At 47.1% G+C, this 21,273-nt stretch carries 19 protein-coding genes and 3 tRNA genes; 15 read left to right on the top strand and 7 right to left on the bottom strand.

All coding sequences use genetic code 11. The features are described from left to right. On the bottom strand, positions 1-966 hold the full coding sequence (locus AXFE_RS05930) for a hypothetical protein (protein ID WP_052604978.1): 966 nt from the start codon (positions 964-966) through the stop codon (positions 1-3). Positions 967-1,194: 228 nt separating this feature from the next. After that, positions 1,195-1,506, bottom strand: coding sequence for a DUF6112 family protein (locus AXFE_RS05925; RefSeq protein ID WP_052604977.1), 312 nt, complete (start codon positions 1,504-1,506; stop codon positions 1,195-1,197). Between the two features lie 137 nt (positions 1,507-1,643). Between AXFE_RS05925 and AXFE_RS05920 the strand changes: the two genes are divergently transcribed. From AXFE_RS05920 to AXFE_RS05910, 3 genes are read left to right on the top strand one after another with little or no spacing between them, the layout of a single operon-like run. Beyond that, positions 1,644-2,702, top strand: coding sequence for a sensor histidine kinase (locus AXFE_RS05920; RefSeq protein WP_052604976.1), 1,059 nt, complete (start codon positions 1,644-1,646; stop codon positions 2,700-2,702). Further along, positions 2,699-3,412: a response regulator transcription factor gene (locus AXFE_RS05915; protein ID WP_052604975.1), complete on the top strand. Its 714-nt coding sequence runs from the start codon at positions 2,699-2,701 to the stop codon at positions 3,410-3,412. The genes AXFE_RS05920 and AXFE_RS05915 overlap by 4 nt, the downstream gene beginning before the upstream one ends. Continuing rightward, complete coding sequence (locus AXFE_RS05910) at positions 3,409-3,912, top strand: Fur family transcriptional regulator (protein ID WP_052604974.1); 504 nt, start codon at positions 3,409-3,411, stop codon at positions 3,910-3,912. Before AXFE_RS05915 ends, AXFE_RS05910 begins: the two co-directional genes overlap by 4 nt. A 252-nt stretch (positions 3,913-4,164) precedes the next feature. On the opposite strand, the gene AXFE_RS05905 is transcribed toward AXFE_RS05910, so the two are convergent. The 4 genes from AXFE_RS05905 to serS form a co-directional block, all read right to left on the bottom strand. Then, positions 4,165-5,913: a hypothetical protein gene (locus AXFE_RS05905; RefSeq protein ID WP_052604973.1), complete on the bottom strand. Its 1,749-nt coding sequence runs from the start codon at positions 5,911-5,913 to the stop codon at positions 4,165-4,167. A 137-nt stretch (positions 5,914-6,050) separates the two neighbouring features. Continuing rightward, a complete protein-coding gene (locus AXFE_RS05900) occupies positions 6,051-6,461 on the bottom strand; it encodes a succinate dehydrogenase hydrophobic membrane anchor subunit (protein ID WP_235347644.1) in 411 nt (136 codons plus the stop codon). Position 6,462: 1 nt separating this feature from the next. Continuing rightward, on the bottom strand, positions 6,463-6,861 hold the full coding sequence (sdhC, locus tag AXFE_RS05895; protein ID WP_052604972.1) for a succinate dehydrogenase, cytochrome b556 subunit: 399 nt from the start codon (positions 6,859-6,861) through the stop codon (positions 6,463-6,465). A 150-nt stretch (positions 6,862-7,011) separates the two neighbouring features. Next, positions 7,012-8,322: a serine--tRNA ligase gene (gene serS, locus AXFE_RS05890; protein WP_052604971.1), complete on the bottom strand. Its 1,311-nt coding sequence runs from the start codon at positions 8,320-8,322 to the stop codon at positions 7,012-7,014. 27 nt (positions 8,323-8,349) lie between these two features. On the opposite strand from serS, the gene AXFE_RS05885 reads away from it, so the two are divergent. The 12 genes from AXFE_RS05885 to AXFE_RS05825 all read left to right on the top strand — a co-directional run bounded on the left by AXFE_RS05885 (position 8,350) and on the right by AXFE_RS05825 (position 19,236). Further along, a complete protein-coding gene (locus AXFE_RS05885; RefSeq protein WP_052604970.1) occupies positions 8,350-9,303 on the top strand; it encodes an ABC transporter ATP-binding protein in 954 nt (317 codons plus the stop codon). A 323-nt stretch (positions 9,304-9,626) separates the two neighbouring features. Then, the gene (locus AXFE_RS05875; protein WP_052604968.1) at positions 9,627-10,355 is read left to right on the top strand and encodes an ABC transporter permease; all 729 of its coding nucleotides are present in this window, start codon (positions 9,627-9,629) and stop codon (positions 10,353-10,355) included. Positions 10,356-10,745: 390 nt separating this feature from the next. Next, positions 10,746-11,705 (top strand): COX15/CtaA family protein, encoded by a 960-nt coding sequence (locus tag AXFE_RS05870; protein WP_052604967.1) that lies wholly within the window; start codon positions 10,746-10,748, stop codon positions 11,703-11,705. A 98-nt stretch (positions 11,706-11,803) separates the two neighbouring features. Continuing rightward, complete coding sequence (clpS, locus tag AXFE_RS05865) at positions 11,804-12,097, top strand: ATP-dependent Clp protease adapter ClpS (RefSeq protein ID WP_052605005.1); 294 nt, start codon at positions 11,804-11,806, stop codon at positions 12,095-12,097. 20 nt (positions 12,098-12,117) lie between these two features. Then, positions 12,118-12,594: a DUF2017 family protein gene (locus AXFE_RS05860; RefSeq protein WP_052604966.1), complete on the top strand. Its 477-nt coding sequence runs from the start codon at positions 12,118-12,120 to the stop codon at positions 12,592-12,594. A gap of 433 nt (positions 12,595-13,027) precedes the next feature. Beyond that, complete coding sequence (locus tag AXFE_RS05855; RefSeq protein WP_052604965.1) at positions 13,028-14,677, top strand: Gfo/Idh/MocA family protein; 1,650 nt, start codon at positions 13,028-13,030, stop codon at positions 14,675-14,677. Positions 14,678-14,811: 134 nt separating this feature from the next. Next, entirely contained in the window at positions 14,812-15,786 is a 975-nt protein-coding gene (locus AXFE_RS05850; RefSeq protein ID WP_052604964.1) for a Gfo/Idh/MocA family protein, read from the top strand. 880 nt (positions 15,787-16,666) lie between these two features. After that, positions 16,667-17,530: an alpha/beta fold hydrolase gene (locus AXFE_RS05845; protein WP_052604963.1), complete on the top strand. Its 864-nt coding sequence runs from the start codon at positions 16,667-16,669 to the stop codon at positions 17,528-17,530. A gap of 28 nt (positions 17,531-17,558) precedes the next feature. Then, on the top strand, positions 17,559-18,830 hold the full coding sequence (locus AXFE_RS05840) for a CysS/YqeB C-terminal domain-containing protein (protein WP_052604962.1): 1,272 nt from the start codon (positions 17,559-17,561) through the stop codon (positions 18,828-18,830). A 75-nt stretch (positions 18,831-18,905) separates the two neighbouring features. Beyond that, positions 18,906-18,978 (top strand) — tRNA-Glu (locus AXFE_RS05835). A gap of 87 nt (positions 18,979-19,065) precedes the next feature. After that, positions 19,066-19,140, top strand: a tRNA-Asp gene (locus AXFE_RS05830). Between the two features lie 20 nt (positions 19,141-19,160). Then, positions 19,161-19,236, top strand: a tRNA-Phe gene (locus tag AXFE_RS05825). A 502-nt stretch (positions 19,237-19,738) separates the two neighbouring features. On the opposite strand, the gene AXFE_RS05820 is transcribed toward AXFE_RS05825, so the two are convergent. Beyond that, positions 19,739-21,148 carry an NAD-dependent malic enzyme gene (locus tag AXFE_RS05820; RefSeq protein WP_052604961.1) on the bottom strand — a complete coding sequence of 470 codons (1,410 nt, stop codon included), beginning with the start codon at positions 21,146-21,148 and terminating at the stop codon, positions 19,739-19,741. Positions 21,149-21,273 lie beyond the last annotated feature (125 nt).

Here is a 21,273-nt window from a genome sequence, read left to right as displayed (position 1 = left end):
CTAATTTTTAGTTCCTGGATGCAGAGCTACCCTCGATGAATATCCTTCTAGATCCACCGAAGAGCGAGATCGCCCTTTGAGGTGTTCAGATCCACTCTTATAGATCTTTGAGGCCAGATGAAGAGCCCTCATCGGAGCCGCCTCGATCCCTGGAGTAACTGGATTCTCCAATCCAAGGAGGAGTCGAACCAGAAGAAAAGGAGAAACAACAGATAGAACTAAAATTGCAGTACCAGAGATGGCCAAAGAAAAAGATCCCCTGGAAGAAGAGTTCCCCATCGCCACATTTAATCCAAGACCCATCGCAATTACTATCTTGGATCCAACCACTCCACCTAAAAGAAGGAGAAGGCGAAAGACAAAACTTCGCAACTTTGGATTTATTGAGAGCGCCAGTGCTATCGGCATCAAAGCGACCACCAAATAGATGAGAGCCGCTCTAAGAGATAGCTCTAAGTAGGTGAGACCAGCAAAGACAAAATAGAAGAACTGAAGAAAGAGCTCTAGGAGCGCAGGTGGCCCGGACGTACCTTTACTCAAGACCCCTTTTGGTAGGCCACTGCTGGGTAAGGCCATTGAAAAGGTAGAAAAGATCCAACCCGAGATGGAGTCAGCCGCCCTCATTCCCAGAGTCACAAACGAAAGGAAACCTCCACTTCCAACTCCAACCACAGGAAGTGCAATTACGATCTTTTTGATAGATTCATAGGTTGTTCCCGAGATTACCGCCATAGCCACCCCTGACAAGAGAGACAGCAGTGCTATCAGTAACCCGACACCAAAGAGACGTTGGTAGGGAACCCGAAACCAACTGGAATTCAAGGTTGGGTCACCCATGCTTGAAATGGATTGATAGAGATGCCCCGAAAGAAAGGCATTTGACTTTATCAATTGATCTGTGATCGAACGGCCTATGGAGCTAATAGCACCACTGACAATCGAAGAAGCAAAAGAAGCTATGAGCATCGAAAATCACCACTTCAGAGAATGCAACGCTAGATAAATCACTAGCCATTTATTGAGGCTCTAATCAGAGCAATAAGCAAAAGCGCTCTCTTTTGTACAAAAACCAAAGACACTCTCACAAAAGAGCTGGTCTAAATCTGTGTCAAAGTGCTATTCACTATCAAAAAATCCAAGGACTCTTTGAAAAGTAGACAGCCGACAGAGTCTTTCAAAAAAAGACAAAGTCTTTCAGTGCACGCCTTGTCCAAGATGAAAGAAAAAATTTATCAATGCAGGAGCGGCCCCGACTACCACCGCAGCGGCTGCGGATGTGCCGAGAGTCTTCTTTCCGCTGTAGGTTTGTTGATAGTTGCCAGCATGTGCACCTAAAGCCCACATTGCTGCTCCGACCAAAAGACCCACAAGAGACAGAACTAAAGCCCACGCCGCAATTCCATTTGCGATCGATTGAAGCGCAGCCGAACCAGGCAATGAGGAGATGCTAGGAGTGATAGATACGTCGGCAACCAGTGCGATAGAAGTCCGTAGGAGTTCTCTCATAACTCAATTATAACATGTTTCATGCTATTTCATTATCTAATAGCACTTTTGTTTAAATTCATATTGCCCATCGTGTGACGAAAGAGTCACAACTGCCTATAGTTTTGACGTAGGGTTCCACTGAGTGAGAATGAGCTATGGACGACTCGATAGAAAATATTGTTAGCGGCGGCAACGAAGATGATCTGAGATTTGAGGTCGAGAGCCTAAGAAGTGCACTCGACAGCGTCTCTCAGGCGGTATTTATCCACGATAGCAGTGGAGGTACCTACTTTGCCAACCAAGTCGCCAAAGAGTTAGAAAATGCGCGCCACGAAGAGGCAGGGCTTATGCGCGCTATCAATGAAGCCGTTGATAGTGCATTGAACGGTCGCTTCAAAGAGCAGAGTTTTTCAATCTTTGGACCTCCAAAAAGAGACTTTATAATTAGGACAACCTCGGTCGGTGAAAGATTGGCGCTAGGCGTCATAACCATCGTCGATGATTTAACTGTGCGAAATCAATTGGACACCATTCGCCGAGACTTCGTAGCAAATGTTAGCCACGAACTTCGAACACCCATCGGAGCACTCGGCCTTCTCGCGGAGACCTTGGCGTTCGAAGATGAACCAAGCGTTCGCCAGCGGCTGGCCAATCGAATTCAAAATGAAGCCTTTAGGGTCGCCAAGATAATCGACGATCTCCTCGACCTCTCAAGATTTGAATCCGAGGGGGCAGCATCGATAAGTAGGGTTTCAATGCCCGAACTTGCCATGGAGGTAATCGATCAAATAAGTCCCGCCGCAGAACTCCAGCGCGTAACTATCGATCTACGATTGAATAGTGAAGATACTTACGTTCTAGGCGATCGAGGACAACTAAGATCAGCGCTGACAAATTTAATTGACAATTCAGTAAAATACTCCGAACCCAACTCAAGCGTATTGGTAGAAATATCACAAAATAACTCAACCGTAACCGTAGCAGTCGTCGACCATGGAATCGGAATTCCCCAAAAAGATATAGAACGGATCTTCGAACGCTTTTATCGCGTCGATCAAGCCAGATCGCGACAGACCGGTGGAACAGGCTTGGGCCTTTCGATAGTTAGGCACGCCATAAGCAATCATAATGGCACTATCGAGGTGGATTCCCGCGAAGGAGCTGGGTCTACCTTCAAAATTCACCTCCCAATCGAACCAGGAGCCAATCAATGAACAAGACCCTCACAACCGTACTCGTCGCCGAAGACGAGGAGTCATTTATTGACGCAATCACCCTAGGCCTTTCGAAAGAGGGCATGACTGTAGCCGTAGCCCGTGATGGAAGAGAGGCGCTCGACCTCTTCGCCTCAGTAAATCCTGATGTTATATTATTAGACGTAATGCTCCCCAAGCTCTCTGGGATCGATGTATGCAAGACAATTCGAGCGACTAGCCAGGTACCCATAATCATGGTGACCGCACGAAGCTCGGAATTAGATACGGTAGTTGGCCTAGAAGTCGGCGCCGACGACTACGTTGCAAAGCCATTTCGAATGAGAGAGCTTACGGCTCGAATCCGGGCTGTTCTTAGGCGCTCACCTAACGCTATCGACTCAATTGAGATCGAGGACATGATTGAGATAGGCGAGATTGTGTTGGACACCGCCCGCCACGAACTACGTGTTGCCCAAGTCCCTGTGGCGCTACCGCTAAAAGAGTTCGAGCTGTTGGAGTTACTGATGTCGAATCCCAATAGAGTTATGACACGAGATATGATAATTGATAGGGTATGGGGCCCTTACCACACAAGCGATACCAAAACCCTTGACGTTCACATCAAGAGACTAAGAAGCAAGATCGAACCAGACCCATCAACCCCAACCTACATCAGTACCGTTCGTGGACTCGGCTATAGATTCGAATACAAACAAATGAACAAATGAACAGCGACTCAAGGGCCAGCCTTTTCTCCGAAAAAGAATCCGTAGATCCTGCTGCGCGAATTCGCGCAGCAGGAGCACGTGTTACTCCGGCGAGAATGATGGTTCTTGAGACAATCATTCGGTCCAATGGGCACCTTAGCACAGAAGAGATCTTTAGCGCAGTTGGAGCCATCAATTCAGAGATTCACCTGTCAACTATCTATCGGGCCCTCGAAACACTAGAAGAGATCGGAATCGTTGAACATGTACACCTTGGCCATGGGAAGGCGATCTATCATCTCTCAGAAAACCTCCACCAACACTTAGTCTGTGAATCGTGCGGCTCTACCTTAGAGGCACCACCGGATCTAAGCGCACGCTTAGAGCTTGAACTCAGTGCTCGTTTAGGATTTCATATCCGGGCATATCATTTTTCAATTCTGGGGATCTGCCAGAAGTGCTGGAACGAAAATAATTCAACTGAGAAATCGAAACAACCCCAAGAAGAAGAGACGCTTTGAATTGTCGATTCTAGCTCGATTCGACGATTCTCCCCTAACTCATAGCGACCGATTTGCGCCCAGACGGGCTCATATGCGAACTACCTAAACATCAGGCGCTTTACAGATTGTCCTTTGGCCAAGTTGAAAAGCCTCAAAGGTCTCGAGACTAACGAGACTTGTATCTAAGACAGATTCTGCCTTAGATACAAGGCAACCTAAGGCAGAATAATAAAATCAAACTAAAAATCAGAAGACTAGCAAACTATTCTTCTAGCAAGCAGTATCGCCATCTATCTGACGCGGCGAGCCATTGACCCCCGAAGCATTGACGTAGGACGTCTGCAACAGCCAAACTGGCCCACCCCCAAATTGCTTGGTTGGATCGGTGCAGTAGGAAGAGCCAGAGGCTCCAGCAATCCAAGTTGGAACTCCGGGTGAATAACTACCAGCAATTATGTGAAATTGATATGCGGTTGAGTAGATCCCACTTTGATGACCGGTCGATGCTAGGTAGGCCAAGGCGCCCGCAATTACATTTTGATTGGCAATAGTATTAGTCCCCCAAAGTCCCGGCGTTCCATACTCGACATCAACCCACCAGAGCGGAGAGTTGACCCCCTGGGAATTCGCCCAAGCAACACCAGCACTCATTAAATTCCAGCCCCAGTTGTAAGATTGACAATTTATCGCTGAGGGATTCGCGACATTTGCAGCACAAGAGGCTTCCGGTCCACTAAGAGTATTCGTAGGGTCAACGATTTGAGAAGGGGCCGACCAAAGCGGAGCGAATAGTGAAACCGTCGCACCTTCATTCTTTAAAAGTGAGACCTCAGAAGCTAAACAAGGATTGGTGGTCATGGCATTAGAAAGAGTGCCACCAAATCCTTGGGGGTCCGAGTCAAAGTAAGCACCAACTACACCAACACCGGTAGTCGGAACAGACGCTAACGCACTTGGTCCACCAGGAGTTGAACCCACACATTGAAAGGCGGAGAGATCAACGCCCGTGGCACCGGTTGTATATGGATCGAGAGATCCCGTAGAGGAGATCCCAACGATCGCAGCATTAAGCGACGTTCCGCCTTCAGAGCCAATATAGGGCGCATTAAAACTGAAGATTCCACCATCTGAGGCAACCAACCAATAGCCTCCTGTTGTTGGATCTGCAGCCATTCCAACGATCGGCTTATTGAGAGTTATATTTCCAGTGGAACCGTAGAACACCGCGTCACCAAAGGTGAAGATTCCACCATCTGAGGCAACCAACCAATAGCCCTTGCCATCTGGAGTAGCAGCCATTCCAACGATCGGCTTATTGAGAGCGATATTTCCGGTGGAGCCGTAGAAGGCGGCGTCACCAAAGGTGAAGATTCCGCCATCTGAAGCAACCAACCAATAGCCCTTGCCATCTGGAGTAGAAGCCATTCCAACGATCGGCTTATTGAGAGCGATATTTCCGGTGGAGCCGTAGAAGGCGGCGTCACCAAAGGTGAAGATTCCGCCATCTGAAGCAACCAACCAATAGCCCTTGCCATCTGGGGTAGCAGCCATTCCAACGATCGGCTTATTGAGAGTTATATTTCCAGTAGAGCCGTAGTAGGTGGCGTCACCAAAGGTGAAGATTCCGCCATCTGAAGCAACCAACCAATAGCCCTTGCCATCTGGAGTAGAAGCCATTCCAACGATCGGTTTATTGAGAGTTATATTTCCAGTAGAGCCGTAGAAGCCTGCATTACCGAAGGTGTAGATTCCACCGTTAGCACCAACCAGGTCGTAGGTAGGAATTGCACCTGCAACCGTGGTTGAAACCTTGGCCGTGGCAAGCTTTGAGAAGTTAAAGGTCGAATGCCCAGCGTTGCTAGATAAGTTACTAGACGAGTTACCAGACGAGTTTCCAGACAAGGATGAACTGCCTAAAAGACTGATCGAACCCGTGGCTTGGCCAATACTTAAAAAAGCTAGGAGAGCTAGCAGGCTTACCAAGCCACGGCCACGGTTGAAGTCGAATAAACGTCGCATTCTTTTCCCACTTTTAGCTAATCATTACCCGCCTCCGAAGAAGTATTCGGGGCTTTCTACGCAATTTGTCACGCAATAGATTAGCCACCGAATCTAAATTCAAAACACCCGGATTAAAATTAGCTAAAAATTTCTCTCTACAAGGTACCTTTATAGGTCACTATGGTGATCGTACCAAGAACAAAGAGTGCAAATGAGAGGGAGTAGATGGCCGCCTTTGTAAAGGCTCTGCGCCTTGGAGTGCGAATGTAGTCATCCATAATAAAACGAAGCCCATTATTACCGTGAAGAAGACCAAGTGCCAGCAAGAGCCAGTCAAAGACTCTCCAAAGCGGATTGGACCAACGCTTGGCCACAAATGCGACGGTGGTCTGAGTGACATCGGTAAAGATGTGCGTCAGGGAAAAATGAATCAATGCCAAAAAGAAAAGGACAAGGCCGGAGATTCTCATGAAGAACCAAGACCAAGTCTCGAAGTTCTGCTTTGATCGACGACGAGGCGTTGAACTAGAACCTTGGGATGCGTCGTTCATCGGTCTAACTACCATATCAGCCCACACTCCCTGTAAAGAATGGCCTCAAAATAATAACGCCCCCAACAACTGTTAGTAAGAGAGATAAAGATAAGATCCCGACAAATACTCTTTTCTCATTCTTGATCGCACCCGGGAAAAAGTCAATCATGATAACGCGCAACCCATTGAGAGCATGATATAGAAGACCAAAGAGAAGACCAACTTCAAAGGTACGTAAAACCACGTTGCCATAAAGTCGATGAATCGAATTGTAGATACTCGGATAGTTGATGGTTGAGATGTCTATTACATGCAAAAGAATAAACATCAAGACCAAAAAGCCAGTTACTCGATGCAAAACAAAGGCCCATTGACCCGTCTTGCCCTTATACATAGTCGAGCCGGAACTCATTTTGGGGACCTCCGAATCCACTTGTCTCCCCACATAGTGGTGGATACTACAAAGAGAGCAAAGCCAACAACGCTGAGGCTTACCACTCCTAGACCAATAGAAAACATTATCTGTGCCATATTCACGTCATAAAAACTATCGCGAATTCGCGCTTAGCTCAAACTGAAAGGGCTATTTTGGGACAATGTTTTGAATTCCGCCCATGTATGGCACCAAAACGAGCGGTATTGTAACACTCTCGTCCTGATTTCTATAAGTCTCTATCAGCACCGCAAAGACTCTGGCCCACGCTAGAGCCGACCCATTCAAGGTATCGACATAGGAAACCTCGTTGGTCGAAGCATCCCTAAAGCGTATATTTGCCCTACGAGCTTGATAGTCACCGAACCATGAGACCGAGGAGACCTCTAACCAACGGCCAACGCCCGGGGAATAAGCCTCTAAGTCGAAGGTCCTCTTGGCCGAAGCGCCTATGTCACCTGTGCATAGGTCTAAGACTCGATAGGTCAACCCAAGAGATTGCAGGATACCCTCGGCTCGTCGCAACATATCCATAAAGACCCCTTGGCTATCCTTTGGGTTCGAATAGACCATAAGTTCAACCTTATCGAATTCATGAAGACGCAAGAGTCCTCGGGTATCTCGACCAGCCGAGCCAGCTTCGCGTCGAAAACATGGGGTCGCAGCCGTCATTCGAATTGGGAGTTCTTCACTTGGAAGTATCTCATCGCGTGCCATTGAGGTAAGTGGGACCTCAGCCGTTGGAATGGCCCAAAGATCGTCTCGCTCCATTTGATAAGCATCTTCAGCAAATTTGGGTAGATGGCCAGTTGAGACCATGGTCTCTCGTTTGACGAAAGTCGGGGGTCGGACCTCTAAAAAGGCATCGCTATGAGCATCAAGAGCAAAGGAGGTTAAGGCACGCAACATGCGTGCACCTGCTCCCTTGTACATTGGAAACATACTCCCCGACAATTTTGCAGCTCTTTCAAGGTCCAAAATTCCCAGCGCAGCCCCAATCTCCCAATGTGGAACCTTTTGAGCTGGCTCATAATCAAGGTCCACCTCTACAGTGGAATGGCCCGTCTTTGGACTCCAATATCGAAGGATTACATTGTCTTTCTCGCCTTGGCCAATTGGGGTATCAAGTGATGGAACGTTTGGGATAACCAGCCAAAGGTCCCGTCGAGCGTTTTCAAGCTCTGAGACCTCCTTAGAAAGCTCCTCTAGGGCCTCACCATGTGCTTTTGACTTTTCTTTCAGCTCTTGTGCGAGGGCGGTCTCTTTTTGCCTATAAGCCTCTGCGACGCTTCGAGAGAGGTCATTGATCACAGCGCGAAGGGAGTCTCTCTTGGAAACTGAACTTCGCAACCTTAAATCTATCTCTAGCAATTCGTCTACTACAGCTGTATCTATTCCACGTCGCGAGAGCAATTCTTTTGTCTCGTTGGGATTTTCTCTTAGCGCTCGAATGTCGATCATCAAAAGTAAAGGCTAGCTTCTATTAACGTGTCAACAATCGAAGTTAATGACCTTTGGGTCTCATATGCAAGCAAAGAAGCGGTCCGAGGGATAAGCCTCGAAGTAAACGCTGGTCAGGTTATAGGAGTCTTGGGCAGAAATGGAGCTGGCAAGACCTCCACTATCGAGGCGATCGAAGGGTATCGACCCATTGCCAAAGGTAAAATCACAATCCTCGGTCTAGATCCAATTCAAGATCGCAAAAAACTATTGCCTTTGGTGGGGGTGATGCTGCAAAATGGAGGCGTCTACCCAAGAATGTCACCTCTCGAGGTTCTAAAACTCTATTTCGGATATTATGACGATCCGATCCCAGTTGAAGAGCTCATAAGGCTGACCGACCTCTCTCGCGCCCAAAAAACCCCATATAGGCATCTTTCAGGTGGCGAGCGCCAACGACTCAGCCTCGCTTTGGCCCTAATTGGAAGGCCTAAAGTGCTCTTTTTGGATGAGCCAACAGCTGGGGTAGATGCAGGCGGGAAAGGGCTGATTCGACAAGCGATATCGACATATGCAAGTCAGGGGGCTGCCATATTGCTCACCACACATGAATTGATCGAGGCAGAGCGCATCTGCGATGAGATAGTCGTCATAGACACCGGAGAGGTAGTTGCAAAAGGAAGCGCCGAGCAGTTACGGGAGAGATACGGAAAAAGTGCGATCACCTTTCGCCTCTCCAAAAGCATCGATGTGGCCGAGATCTCAGCCAAGATAGGCGCGGAGGTAACTGAGCTCGAAGATCTCTCATATTCAGTCGATCCCTCGGCTTCCCCTTCGGTCATATCACTACTAACCTCGGCAATCTCGCAGTTGAATGTGGAGATAAAAGAGCTAAATGCTGGAAAGTCCTCACTCGAAGAGGTCTTTATCGGGCTAACCGACCACCTCGAAGCCAATAGTGATAACGCTAACCAATCAAAAAGAAGACGAAGGCGATCCTAGGTAATGTAATCTGGCGCGATCTAATCTTTATCTGGTGCATCTAGCGCGAAAGATCAAGACAAATCGACCAGGTTCTAACCCATGGACAAATGATCGATTATCCAGTGATCGATTATCCAATGATCGATTATCCAATGATCGATTATCCAGTGATCGATTATCCAATGATCGATTATCCAATGATCGATTATCCAATGATCGATTATCCAATGATCGATGGGCCAGACAAGGGGCTGTCCTTAGCTAGAAGCCAATTCGATCCTACGAGCCCAGAAATAAAAAATCATAAACAACCAATACAAAGTATTTAGGAGAGATAACAATTGACAGGGCATCCCTATAAGTCTCAGGCAAGAGCAGAGATAAAACTAGCTCTAACACAATATGAATCGTTGCTTGTAACTTTTTTCATACCACTACTTGCCCTAATTGCATTCGCGAAGATCCTCAAGATCTCTTATATGGGCTCAAGCCGAATCAACTTTTTGGTCCCCGGCACGATAGCAATAGCAATCATGGCAACCGGCATGGTCTCTCTGGGGATCGCGACCGGTGTTGAGCGCAGCTACGGGGTTCTAAAGCGCTTAGGAACAACCCCGCTTTCGCGCAGCAGTCTCCTTGGCGCGAAGATTACTGCAGTAGGGGTAATCGAGGCAATTCAAATCGTTCTAATCTTGGCGTTGGGCATCGGCCTTTCTTGGAGCCCCTCCATGAACATCGCAGAATTTGTAATCGCGGTAATATTGAGCAGCGCTACGTTTGCTGGAATTGGATTAATCATGGCAGGCCGATTGAGTTCTGAAGGCGTATTAGGAGCAGCAAATGGCACATTCCTATTCCTATTGTTTTTTGGTGGAATGATTATTCCAGTTACCTTGCTTCCATCTCCACTTGCCGACCTAGCTAAAATACTCCCCGCATATGCAAGCGCGCACCTTCTCTTTTCCACCACAACAAACGGGGTGAGCGGGACCCTCGGTGCCTGGATAACTCTAGCCATTTGGGCAATTGGTGCTCCTGCCTTAGCAATTAAACTCTTCAAATACGAATAAACCACGGCTACTTATTTTGTTTAACGCAATCACCCAAAAACTCACAAAACCCCCAAAGAGATCAAAGGCCTATGCTTTTTTGGGGGCAGTCGAGTTAGACCAACGCCACACGGACCAATAGAGCGGGCCAGCAGATCCAGTACATTCCAGTAAATTAAAGATCAATAAAACCAACTGCAACCAAAGTCTCAAAAGACAAACAAAGACTACCTAACGATCACTGGGCAAACAAGTAGGTCAAAAATAACTTTGGCGGTGCCGGCGTCACTCACATGCGGCCCTTTCTAGTAAATGACGATCTATCTAAAGTCGATCCACCACGGGAACCTTGTTGAGGTTTGGGGAGACGATGTACCAAAGGGCCAAAAATGGTTTAGCCTTTAAGGTGTGTTGAAAAAATGGCTAACTGAGTGGAAAGTTTCTCCGGAACTTTATAAAAAACTGTCCTTTTTCGCCCTAATCGGCCTCTCTCTGATAATTGTCTCAGGTGGAGCAGTCCGGTTGACTCAGTCTGGATTAGGGTGTCCGACTTGGCCCAATTGTCAAGGTAACCAGCTAGTGGCTCAATTTTCATTTCACCCAATGGTCGAATTTACCAATAGGATCGTGACGATATTTCTGACAGTAGCGGTGATGATAGCTACAGCAGCAGCCTTCTTCAGAAAGCCATTTCGTCGCGACCTTGCATGGCTATCAATGGGAATGGTCGGCGGCCTTTTGGCTCAGGTTGTCCTGGGAGGGATAACCGTTCTAGAAAAGCTCGCACCCCCCTTTGTAATGGCCCACTTCTTGCTCTCTCTCGTCTGTGTGCTCGACGCGATAATTCTCTACTATAGGGCTAGCGGATCGCAAGATAAGCCAACCAGAGTTGTGACCAAAGAGGTAATGTGGCTTGGAAGAATCATCCTGGGTGCTCTTACCTTTGTTTTGGTAATTGGAACAGCCGTCACAGGTTCAGGGCCGCATTCAGGTAGCCCTCTAGCTAAGCGACTGCCATTTCCGCTACGCGACGTTGCTCAACTCCACGCTGACGGTGTGCTCTTTCTAATCGGCTTAACCCTCGCCATGTTGTTTCTCCTGCACCAATCCAATGCCCCCGAAAACGTCCTCAAACGAGGAAGAGCGTTGCTTTGGCTAATGGCAATCCAAGGAGCAATTGGATATACGCAGTACTTTAGTAATCTTCCTGCCCTCCTAGTTGAGTTTCACATCGCCGGAGCAGCTATCCTTTGGATTGCTGTCTTATGGTTCAACCTAACGCTATTCGATAGGGGCGAGATGGACAAGGGACCAAGTGACGACGAACCCTCTGAAATAACCTCAGATACCCTAAGCAGCTTCGGATCGTAATAGATTACAAAGATATAAATGGGATCGCGTTCCCAAGATCTCCTGAAATATAAAAGAGACAGAAGAGACTATAGCGATGCAATCGAATGGAAGTTTTGATGGCTACACTAACAATTACTGAGGAGAAAATCGACACTTCTAGTTTGAATGCTCTCGATAGCTCCTGGAGAGTCGTCCTTTGGAATGACCCTATAAATTTAATCTCCTACGTAATCTTTGTATTACGATCAACATTTGGCTATTCACTCGAAAAAGCTACTGAATTGACGATGGAAGTCCACAACCATGGCCGTTCGATCGTATCTAGCGGCAAAAGGGAAAAAGCTGAAGCTGACGCCCATAGTTTGCACCAATTTGGACTTTGGGCAACTTTGGAAAGAGAACCGGCATAAATAGTGTTGAAACAGCTATCATGACAATTCCCAGCGGACCTATCCGACGAATCGGACCCGAGCTTTTTGAAAACCAGCTTCGCGAAGAAGAGATTGAGCTTTTATCTCTCCTTCCTTCGCTAGTGGAAGAAGCGATTGAGATGAACTCACCATATGTGGCACGTATGTTTCCCCCCACCTATCCTTTCGATGCCGTAGCACAGTCAAAATTCGAAAAGACCACCGGAGATTCACTAGTTGAAAAACACAAAGTTATGCTCGAAGGCTTCACATCTAGCCTTCACAATAAGCAACTGAACTTTGCAGACCTAGCGATTTGGGTTGGGGCAATTAACGATATTCGCCTTCTACTCGGTACAACTCTTGACGTCTATGAAGGCATGGAGCCACCTGATCCGAGTGATCCGACCTATCATAATTTTGTCATTTACGACTACCTCGCATGGCTCCAAGGCTCAATATTAGATTTTCTGGGTAGTCAATTTAGCGACGATTAGAAAGTCGCCAGATAGTCATTCAAGGTGTTTCAACTTTAATTTAGCCCCATGACAACAGGCGTCTCACCCAAAGCGCCAGATACAAGGAAGCAATACCTACTTAATTTCGTTATCTAACAGACTATAACTTGAGCAATGTAGACCTAAAGGCGACAAAGATAAGCTACGCGAAACAATTTCAGGAAGATGAGATGGTATCGACCCTTCCAAAGAAGAGTGACTATGAATAACCTCGAGAATTTGCAGAACTAGATCGAAAATAAAGGATCAATCTTCCGGCCCTAGGGCATAATAATACAAAAACAGAAATGCCCGATACTTCGACGATCTAACAGCCCAGCAACGGGTCCCAAACTGAGAACTATTCCTGGTAGTTGAATAGAACTATTTCAATAAAGGCAAAAAAACTATTTCGAAATGAAAGGAACCAATCTTGAGCTCTCTTCCCAAGATAACAGAGTCCAAAATTGCAATCCACGCCAAGAAAGAAGGCGAGAAAGCAAGAAAGTATTGGTCAGAGATCTTTTGTGGCTCCGCCTGTCTCGTAGTGGTCGATTCGCTCGGCAAGTGCAGTGGCGACAACTTTGATCTGGTAGTAATTAACGATTCACAAGAATTGGCTCCCGAGGAATTGCTCCTCTTGGAAAAAATGGCCAGTGATACCACCCATTTTTTGGTGGTTGTTGGATCCGGGGATTTAGAGACCCCATCGCTCTGTGATCTACTTGGAGCCGAAGGTACAATTCCGATAGCGCATGCAGAATGGTATCTAAAATCCATAAATGCACAAAACCAGCCAATTGAAGTGGCAATTTACGGCAAATTCCATGAGATAATGCCAAAGACTGATACAACTACACTAGCCAGTATCTCAGTTGGATATCGAGATCGACCAGCCCTAATTGGTCGAGGTAACATTTTTACCTTTGGAGTTGATATCGACCTTGATCAAAAGGTGCAGAGACAACTTTCACGGGCCTTCAAAGAGCTCATCTTCAAAGACAACACCTCCAACGTAGGGCCATTCGGCGTCGGTGTGGCTGGATATGGACCTTACGGCGGCATGGGACACTACCATGGCAGCGCATGCAATGCCACCCCACATCTAAAGTTCGTAGCAATCGCTGAGCCCAATCAACAAAGACGTAATTCCGCAAAAGAACAATTTCCAAAGATTCAAACCTATGAGAGCGCCAAAGAACTGATCGAAGACGATGAGGTAGATATCGTCATAATCGCAACTCCACCAATTACCCATTTCGAACTAGCCAGTCAAGCGCTAAAGGCTAAAAAACATGTCGTAGTTGAAAAGCCAATGTGCCTCAAGGTCTCCGAAGTCGATGAGTTGATTGAGCTAGCAAGGCTAAATAACGTAGTGCTGACCATCCATCAAAATCGAAGATTCGACGCCGACTACTTAGCCCTCAAAGAGCTCATCGAATCGGGAACGATTGGCGAGGTCTTCAATATAGAAACCTTTGTTGGCAGTTTTGAACATCCATGTCGCGCCTGGCATTCAGATCAGGAGATCTCTGGAGGCGCCGCCTATGATTGGGGATCACATCACATCGATTGGATTCTTCAATTCTATGGGACAACTCCATCACACCTCTTTGTCAACTCCCATAAAAGGGTCTGGCACGACGTGACAAACGCCGACCAGATTACGATTTCAATGGCATTTCAAGATGGAAAAGAAGCCAAATTCATACAAAGCGACGTCGCAGCCATCCGTAAACCGAAGTTCTATGTTCAAGGCACGAAAGGCACCATCCAGGGTTGGTACCGACCACTCGCAAACGACGTTGTTGACTTTCCATTCGGCTATCGAAGTGAAAGATTTCACCATGCGGAAGCGCCTGTGGACTTCGAAGTCGTACAGTACGCGATAGACAATCAAACCCGTTCATATAGAGTTAGCCCCACAGAGGTAGAGCCATTTGAATTTCATCGAAACTTAGCTGCCCACCTGGTCAATTCAGAGCCGTTGGCTATCGTGCCATCTAGTGTCCGAGGGGTAATTGAGATCCTTGAGGCCACACAGAGGCTATCCAACTCGAAAGAGCATTACGTCCAAATATAAAGAGTTAGAGTTGAGTTGCCCTCAGCAATAGGACAACTCAACTAACATACCCATATCTCAAAGCCCTTTTCGGGCCATTCCGGGAAGACAAACTTTAGACGACAGGCGGAGATCTACCTAGAAAAGGGGAAAAGGTGGCAAGAAAAATCAAATGGGGAATTTTAGGTGGCGCATCTTCCATTGCCAACGAAGAGATAATTCCAGCGATTCTAGAAAGCTCCACCTCGCAGTTAGGTGGCTATGCATCAGCTTCTGCTAGATCACCACTTCCACTCGATGAATTAGGAGTGCCAAGATTTACTGACTACCAATCGCTAATCAGCGATGGCGAACTCGACGCTCTATATATTGCATTGCCTAATTCATTGCACCACAAATGGATAATCGAAGCCGTCAACCATGGCGTCGCTGTTCTCTGTGAAAAGCCCCTTTGCATGAACGTAGCTGAGATCCAAGAGATCTCTCTTGTCTCTCAGTCAAGAGAGGTGTTGGTCGCAGAGGCGTATATGACCCCCCACCATAACCGAGAGATAGAGGTTCGTCGCCTGCTCAAATCGGCCCGTATAGGAGAGCTAAAAGATTACCAAGCTACCTTTGCCTTTACACTTTCCAATCCCAACAACTACAGATGGATAGATCACCTTGGCGGAGGCGCCCTTCGCGATGTAGGAATCTATTTAATTGACCCAATCGTTCACCAATTGGGGCTTCCGTCGGCGATCGAGGTCAAGAGTGTGGCTATGAAAGGTGACGTAGACGCAGACATAGTGGCTCAACTTATATACACCCAGGACGTAAGCGCGACTATCCATGCATCCTTTATCGCCAAGGAGAACCTCACCCAACGATTCACTGGAACTGATGGATCATTATGGATCGATAATCCATTTTCCCCAGCGCTTGAAGATGTTGAGATCCATATCGAAGAAAAAGCTTCCGGCGAGCTACAGACCATAAAAACAACACCCGGGAGTCTCTATGGAGCTATGATCGAAAACTTCAACTCTGCCCTCCTCAATGGAACCAAATTTTCTCGCACTTTGAGTGAATCGATACAGGTTCAAGAGGTAATCGATCAAATTCTTTCAATCGCTAAAGCAAGTATTTAGCATCTTTGCAAGCTTGTCCCAGACAATATCCCATTCAATGAAGAAGTTGATCAACAAATTATATACTTGATAGATTTGACTGACTCACTGCAAATCTATCCAATTTCATACGACCATATCGCAACACCACTAAAAACGAGACATAGATATATATGTCTTCACATTATTGGTGTAACGCAGGATCGATACCATAGCAGTTTTCAATCAAATTGATTGCTCTATATCTACATAGAGACGTTAGTTTCAGTTATCATCTCGGAAATTCTCCGTAATATATTAGATGTAATCGCACAACATAGGCGGATAATAGATGAGAGTCATCGAGTTCATGGGGCAGCTCCGACAAAAAGGCTCGGCTAAAAAGAAGCTTTCAGATCAGAAGAAGCCAGATCAATGATCTATCCGTTGAAATGGTCCCTTTGTGGACATGAAATAAAGATCGCCAAAAGAAATTGTCTGGATTATCGATCAAAGTTGCCATATCGAAAATTTAAAAACCTTTGAGACAAATAATACTAGTTTTCAAAAAATATATCAATTAAAAACCAAGCATTTATGGCGGATTATGCAAGAAAAATATGTGCCTTTAATGTTTAAATGGCGCGGTTGATATTGCGCGGTTGAAACAGCACGGATCAAAATTCACCAACACAATTTCCCTCGTGTTCTCGGGTTATTGCTTATCTTCATAGCTAACTCTTGTCTTTAACCTATATCTCTGGTCAAATCCATCTTGTGCACCTTGAGGGTGACTATTAAGACGGAACAATAAAATAAAGTACCACTTCTGGCAATACTACATCTCTTGGAGAATCCTATATATAAACGGTAAATTCAAGCCTTCGGAATTACAAGCCAAACCAGAGGGTTAAAGAGATTTGTGAAGGCTGAAAATATCAAAATAAACGACGATCTCACCATGGCGATCATCACCAGAGGAGATCCTCCGTGGGACTTCGTCTTAATCCACGGTTTGGCCTCCAACGCTCGCTTATACGACGGTGTGGGTGAATGCCTAGAGGCCAAGGGGTACTCCTCTATCGCGATCGATCAACGAGGCCATGGAATGTCCTCCAAGCCAAACTATGGATATAGCACCGACCAGACAACCCAAGACTTATTCGACCTATACAGTCACTTTTACAGCGGCGATACACATACCAGCCCGGTCTGGGTGGGTCAATCCTGGGGCGGTTCCGTAGTTGTAAACTTTGCAAATCGCCACCCCGAATATGTCGATGCCATAATGGCAATCGATGGCGGATTAATCGATATGAAGTGGAACTTCCCAACCTACCAAGAGGCTTCCAGCCTCCTTTCACCACCGGAGTTAAGCCATTTATCGCCTAGCCAACTCTCTTTCATGATTAGGAAATCTCACCCTGGTTGGAGCGACCAAGCCATCGAAGCAACCATGGCGAATCTAGAGATCGACCACGATCAAAGGGTAAGGGCACGCTTGAGTCGCCAAAATCACATGACAATTCTGCGCGAGTTATTTGACTACGAACCAATGAAAGAGATTGCGAAGTTATCGGTGCCAGCGCTCTTTTTAATGGCTCAGCCCGCAAAGACTAAGGGCGAACAAGATCTCCAGAGGGCTCAAGAGACTCTAAGTCACCTCAAAGATATTCAAATCGAGACTATTGAGGGAGCAGACCATGATATCCATGCTCAGATGCCCCAGGTGGTAGCTAACTATGCAATGGGTCTTTTGGGCCTAACTCGACAGAGCCACATTTGAATTCAAAGAGAAAGACTGGAGTTATAAATTGAATCGTCGGATATTGATTCTTCTCGGATCTGGTGAAACATCACCGACAATGGTAAAGACCCACCGCGAGGCATTTAGCGCATTGCCTAAAAACTACAAGGCAGTGATGCTCGATACACCTTTTGGCTTCCAAGAAAACGCTCCAGATATCTCGGCCAAAGCAATCGATTACTTCCGTAGCTCGATAGGCGCCAAGGTGACACTCGCCTCGATGCGTTCGGCGACGGAGGCCTCCGTCCTTGAATTGGAAAATTTTGCAAACACACTAAGAGATGCAAACTACATCTTTGCGGGGCCCGGAAGCCCCACCTATGCCCTGTCCCAATGGGCTAAAACCCCAATCGCCTCGATTCTAGAGGACAAAACAATCAACGGTGGAGTCGTCACATTTTCATCGGCAGCGGTGCTTACGCTAGGTAGATATACAATTCCGGTCTATGAGATCTACAAGGTTGGCGAGGCGCCAAATCTAAGGGATGGATTGAACGTCCTTTGGGCACTTGGTCTAGACGTTCTTGTGATTCCACACTTCAACAATGCCGAGGGAAACAACCACGACACCCGCTACTGCTACATGGGTGCTTCGCGCCTGCGGATCTTAGAGAGCCAAATGAACGCGACCACCGCAATCGTCGGAATCGACGAACATACCGGAATCGTAATCGACCTAGATCAAAATCAAGTTGAAATCGTTGGCCTTGCCACGGTCACGATAATGCGCCATGGATCGACAAAGATTCTCCGCGCCGGAGACAAGATGAGATTCGATGAATTTTCAAGTTACATACGTGAAATAGCGAACAAGACTCCCGCCTTTGAAGAGAGTGAACCTATAAAACCTGAGGCCTTCTTCGAGGCACAACAGCCCAATGGGACTACTTCTTTGCTTATTGACTCCCTCGCAAGACATGAGGAGAGATTTAGTGTAGCACTAAAGATGCGCAATGCGAAAGAATGCTTGAACGAGATTCTCGAACTAGACAAAGAGATCTTCGAATGGGTATTTGACACCCTTGAATCAGACGAAATAGACAAAGCCAGAACATCGATGCGCTCTATGATATCGCGACTAGCTCCGATCCTAGAGAACGGATTCCTTACCAAGTTAGATCACCTTCGGGGTGCGATCGAAGCCCTCGTAGAAGTTAGACAAACCTCCCGAGAACAAAAGCGATGGAGCGATTCCGATCTAATTCGAGATCGCTTGGCCTCTATAGGAGTCACCGTTACAGATACGTCAAATGGTCAGGCATGGGAACTTAAAGAGTGAAAGCAATTATTATTTGACCAAAACATAGGCTATCTCTTGTTAGAAGTCGCACTAGACTGTCTTGCTGTACCTAATGCCCCCATCGTCTAGCGGCCTAGGACGTCGCCCTTTCACGGCGGTAACACGGGTTCGAATCCCGTTGGGGGTGCGTTATTTACAATTTGTTGCAAGGTTAGGAAACTATTGCGCTAAGATATAGTTTCCTGCTTCGCAAGGAAGTTGGTAACGTAAGTTAGGACCTGTGGTGCAGCTTGGAGTGCACGCCGGCCTGTCAAGCCGGAGGTCGCGGGTTCAAATCCCGTCAGGTCCGCTGGTGGTTCTAACCGCCTTGGTCGGGTAGCTCAGTTGGTAGAGCACACGCCTGAAAAGCGTGGGGTCACCGGATCGAAACCGGTCCCGACCACCAATTTGATCAGCCCGAATGCCTAACTTTTGGGCTCGTCAAAGCAAAATCATAAAAGCCAAAACCTTGGATCTCCTTCTATTTCCACCTTCTGATCAAACGACCCCTGTAAGCCCCAGCCCTGTAAGCCCCAGCCCTGTAAGCCCCAGCCCTGTAAGCTCCAGCCCTGTAAGCCCCAGCCCTGTAGATCAATCGATTTCCCCTCGAAAATCTAGCCATCACACCTCCTTGAATCGAAACAATTAAGGTCCAATAATGGCTCGAAGTCGCCGGGGCCCTTCGATGCAATCGACGATCCTTGATATTGCGCTTATTATTATTCACCAAGAGATTAAATAATCAAGAGCCCCATCGAAGTTAAACCTTCGAAGGAGGCACTTGGTAAATTCCTATCAACAGCTAGTAACTACACAGCTAGTAACTACACAGCTAGTAACTACACAGCTAGTAACTACACAGCTAGTAACTACACAGCTAGTAACTACACGTGGCCAATAGGTAGCATCTAGATGCGATCCAACCGGATCACGCCATCTAGTCGAGCGGCTTCGGCAACGGCCTGTGCAACGCGAGGGGCAATGGATTTATTGAAGACGGAAGGAATTATATACGACGGCGACAGTTCACCATCTCCAACGCTAGAAGCAATAGCGTTGGCTGCCGCTAACTTCATCGACTCGGTAATAGCCATCGCTCCTGCATCGAGGGCGCCTCTGAAGATTCCAGGAAAACAAAGGACGTTATTTATCTGGTTTGGATAGTCGCTTCGACCCGTGGCTATGACCGCAGCTACCCCCTCAATCTCCTCAGGGAGAACCTCTGGATCTGGATTCGCAAGTCCAAAGACAATCGGGCGACTCCCCATCTTCTGAACGTCGCTACGCTCTAGGAGCTTTGGTCCCGAGACACCAATGAATACATCTATCCCCGCAATCACATCCGAGAGAGAGCCGTGACGTTTGTTTTGATTGGTATTTTCTCCCAGCCAATCCTTGGCCCCGCCAAGGCCTTGACGGCCATCAAAGATCGCTCCGTGGCGGTCTACGACGATGATCTCTGGAACGCCTGCATTCTTCAGGATTTTAGCAATTGCCACCCCAGCAGCTCCAGCTCCCGCAATGACGACTGAGATCTCGGTGATCTTTTTGTCAACAACAATTACCGCATTTCGAAGTGCTGCTAGAACTACAACGGCAGTTCCATGTTGATCATCATGAAAAACCGGGATATCTAAACGTCGCTTCAGCTCCTCCTCGACTTCAAAACAGCGAGGAGCTGCAATATCCTCTAAATTGATTCCCCCAAAAGTTGGCTCCAACATCTCGACCGCTTCAATTAAAGCTTCAGAGGTAGCGACGTTCAAACAGATAGGAAAGGCGTCGATTCCCCCGAACTCCTTAAAGAGCTGCGCTTTTCCTTCCATCACTGGCATAGCTGCATATGGGCCGATGTTGCCGAGGCCGAGCACCGCCGTACCGTCGGTAACCACAGCCACGCAATTCGCTTTGATCGTGTAGTTATGGACTTCAACAGGCTTTCTGGCAATTTCCAAGCAGACCCGAGCAACTCCGGGTGTGTAAGCCATAGAAAGATCATCACGATTTTTAATAGGACTCTTGCCTACAACTTCAATCTTGCCCTTTTGGTGCATCCTAAAAGTTCGATCCATAACACTTTGAACGTGCACTCCTTCTACAGCTTCGACTACCAAGCGAATCGCTTGAGCGTGATCGGGATCGCTAGCAAGGATCGTGATGTCACGCACGATTGTGTCAGAGTTAGCCTCAATGAGATCAAGGCCCAAGATATTGCCACCGGCCTCGCCGATCGCAGTCGTAAGCCGACCCAATACGCCGGGTCGATGATTGAGTTCAGCTCTAATTGTTACAGAATGTGAGACATTTGGTATAGTCATAGCTTCCTACATTAGCCGAATCACAATCTTGACTGAGTAATTTATGATTCTATTTGCCTTAGGACACCAAGCAATTGCAGCTACAATGCGCCTAGAAGGGGATTTTGACCTATATTATCACTAGC

This window comes from Acidithrix ferrooxidans, from assembly GCF_000949295.1.
Classification (GTDB): domain Bacteria; phylum Actinomycetota; class Acidimicrobiia; order Acidimicrobiales; family Acidimicrobiaceae; genus Acidithrix; species Acidithrix ferrooxidans.
Note: the sequence above shows the minus strand (reverse complement) of the source record. Positions and strands in the feature narration are given on the sequence as shown.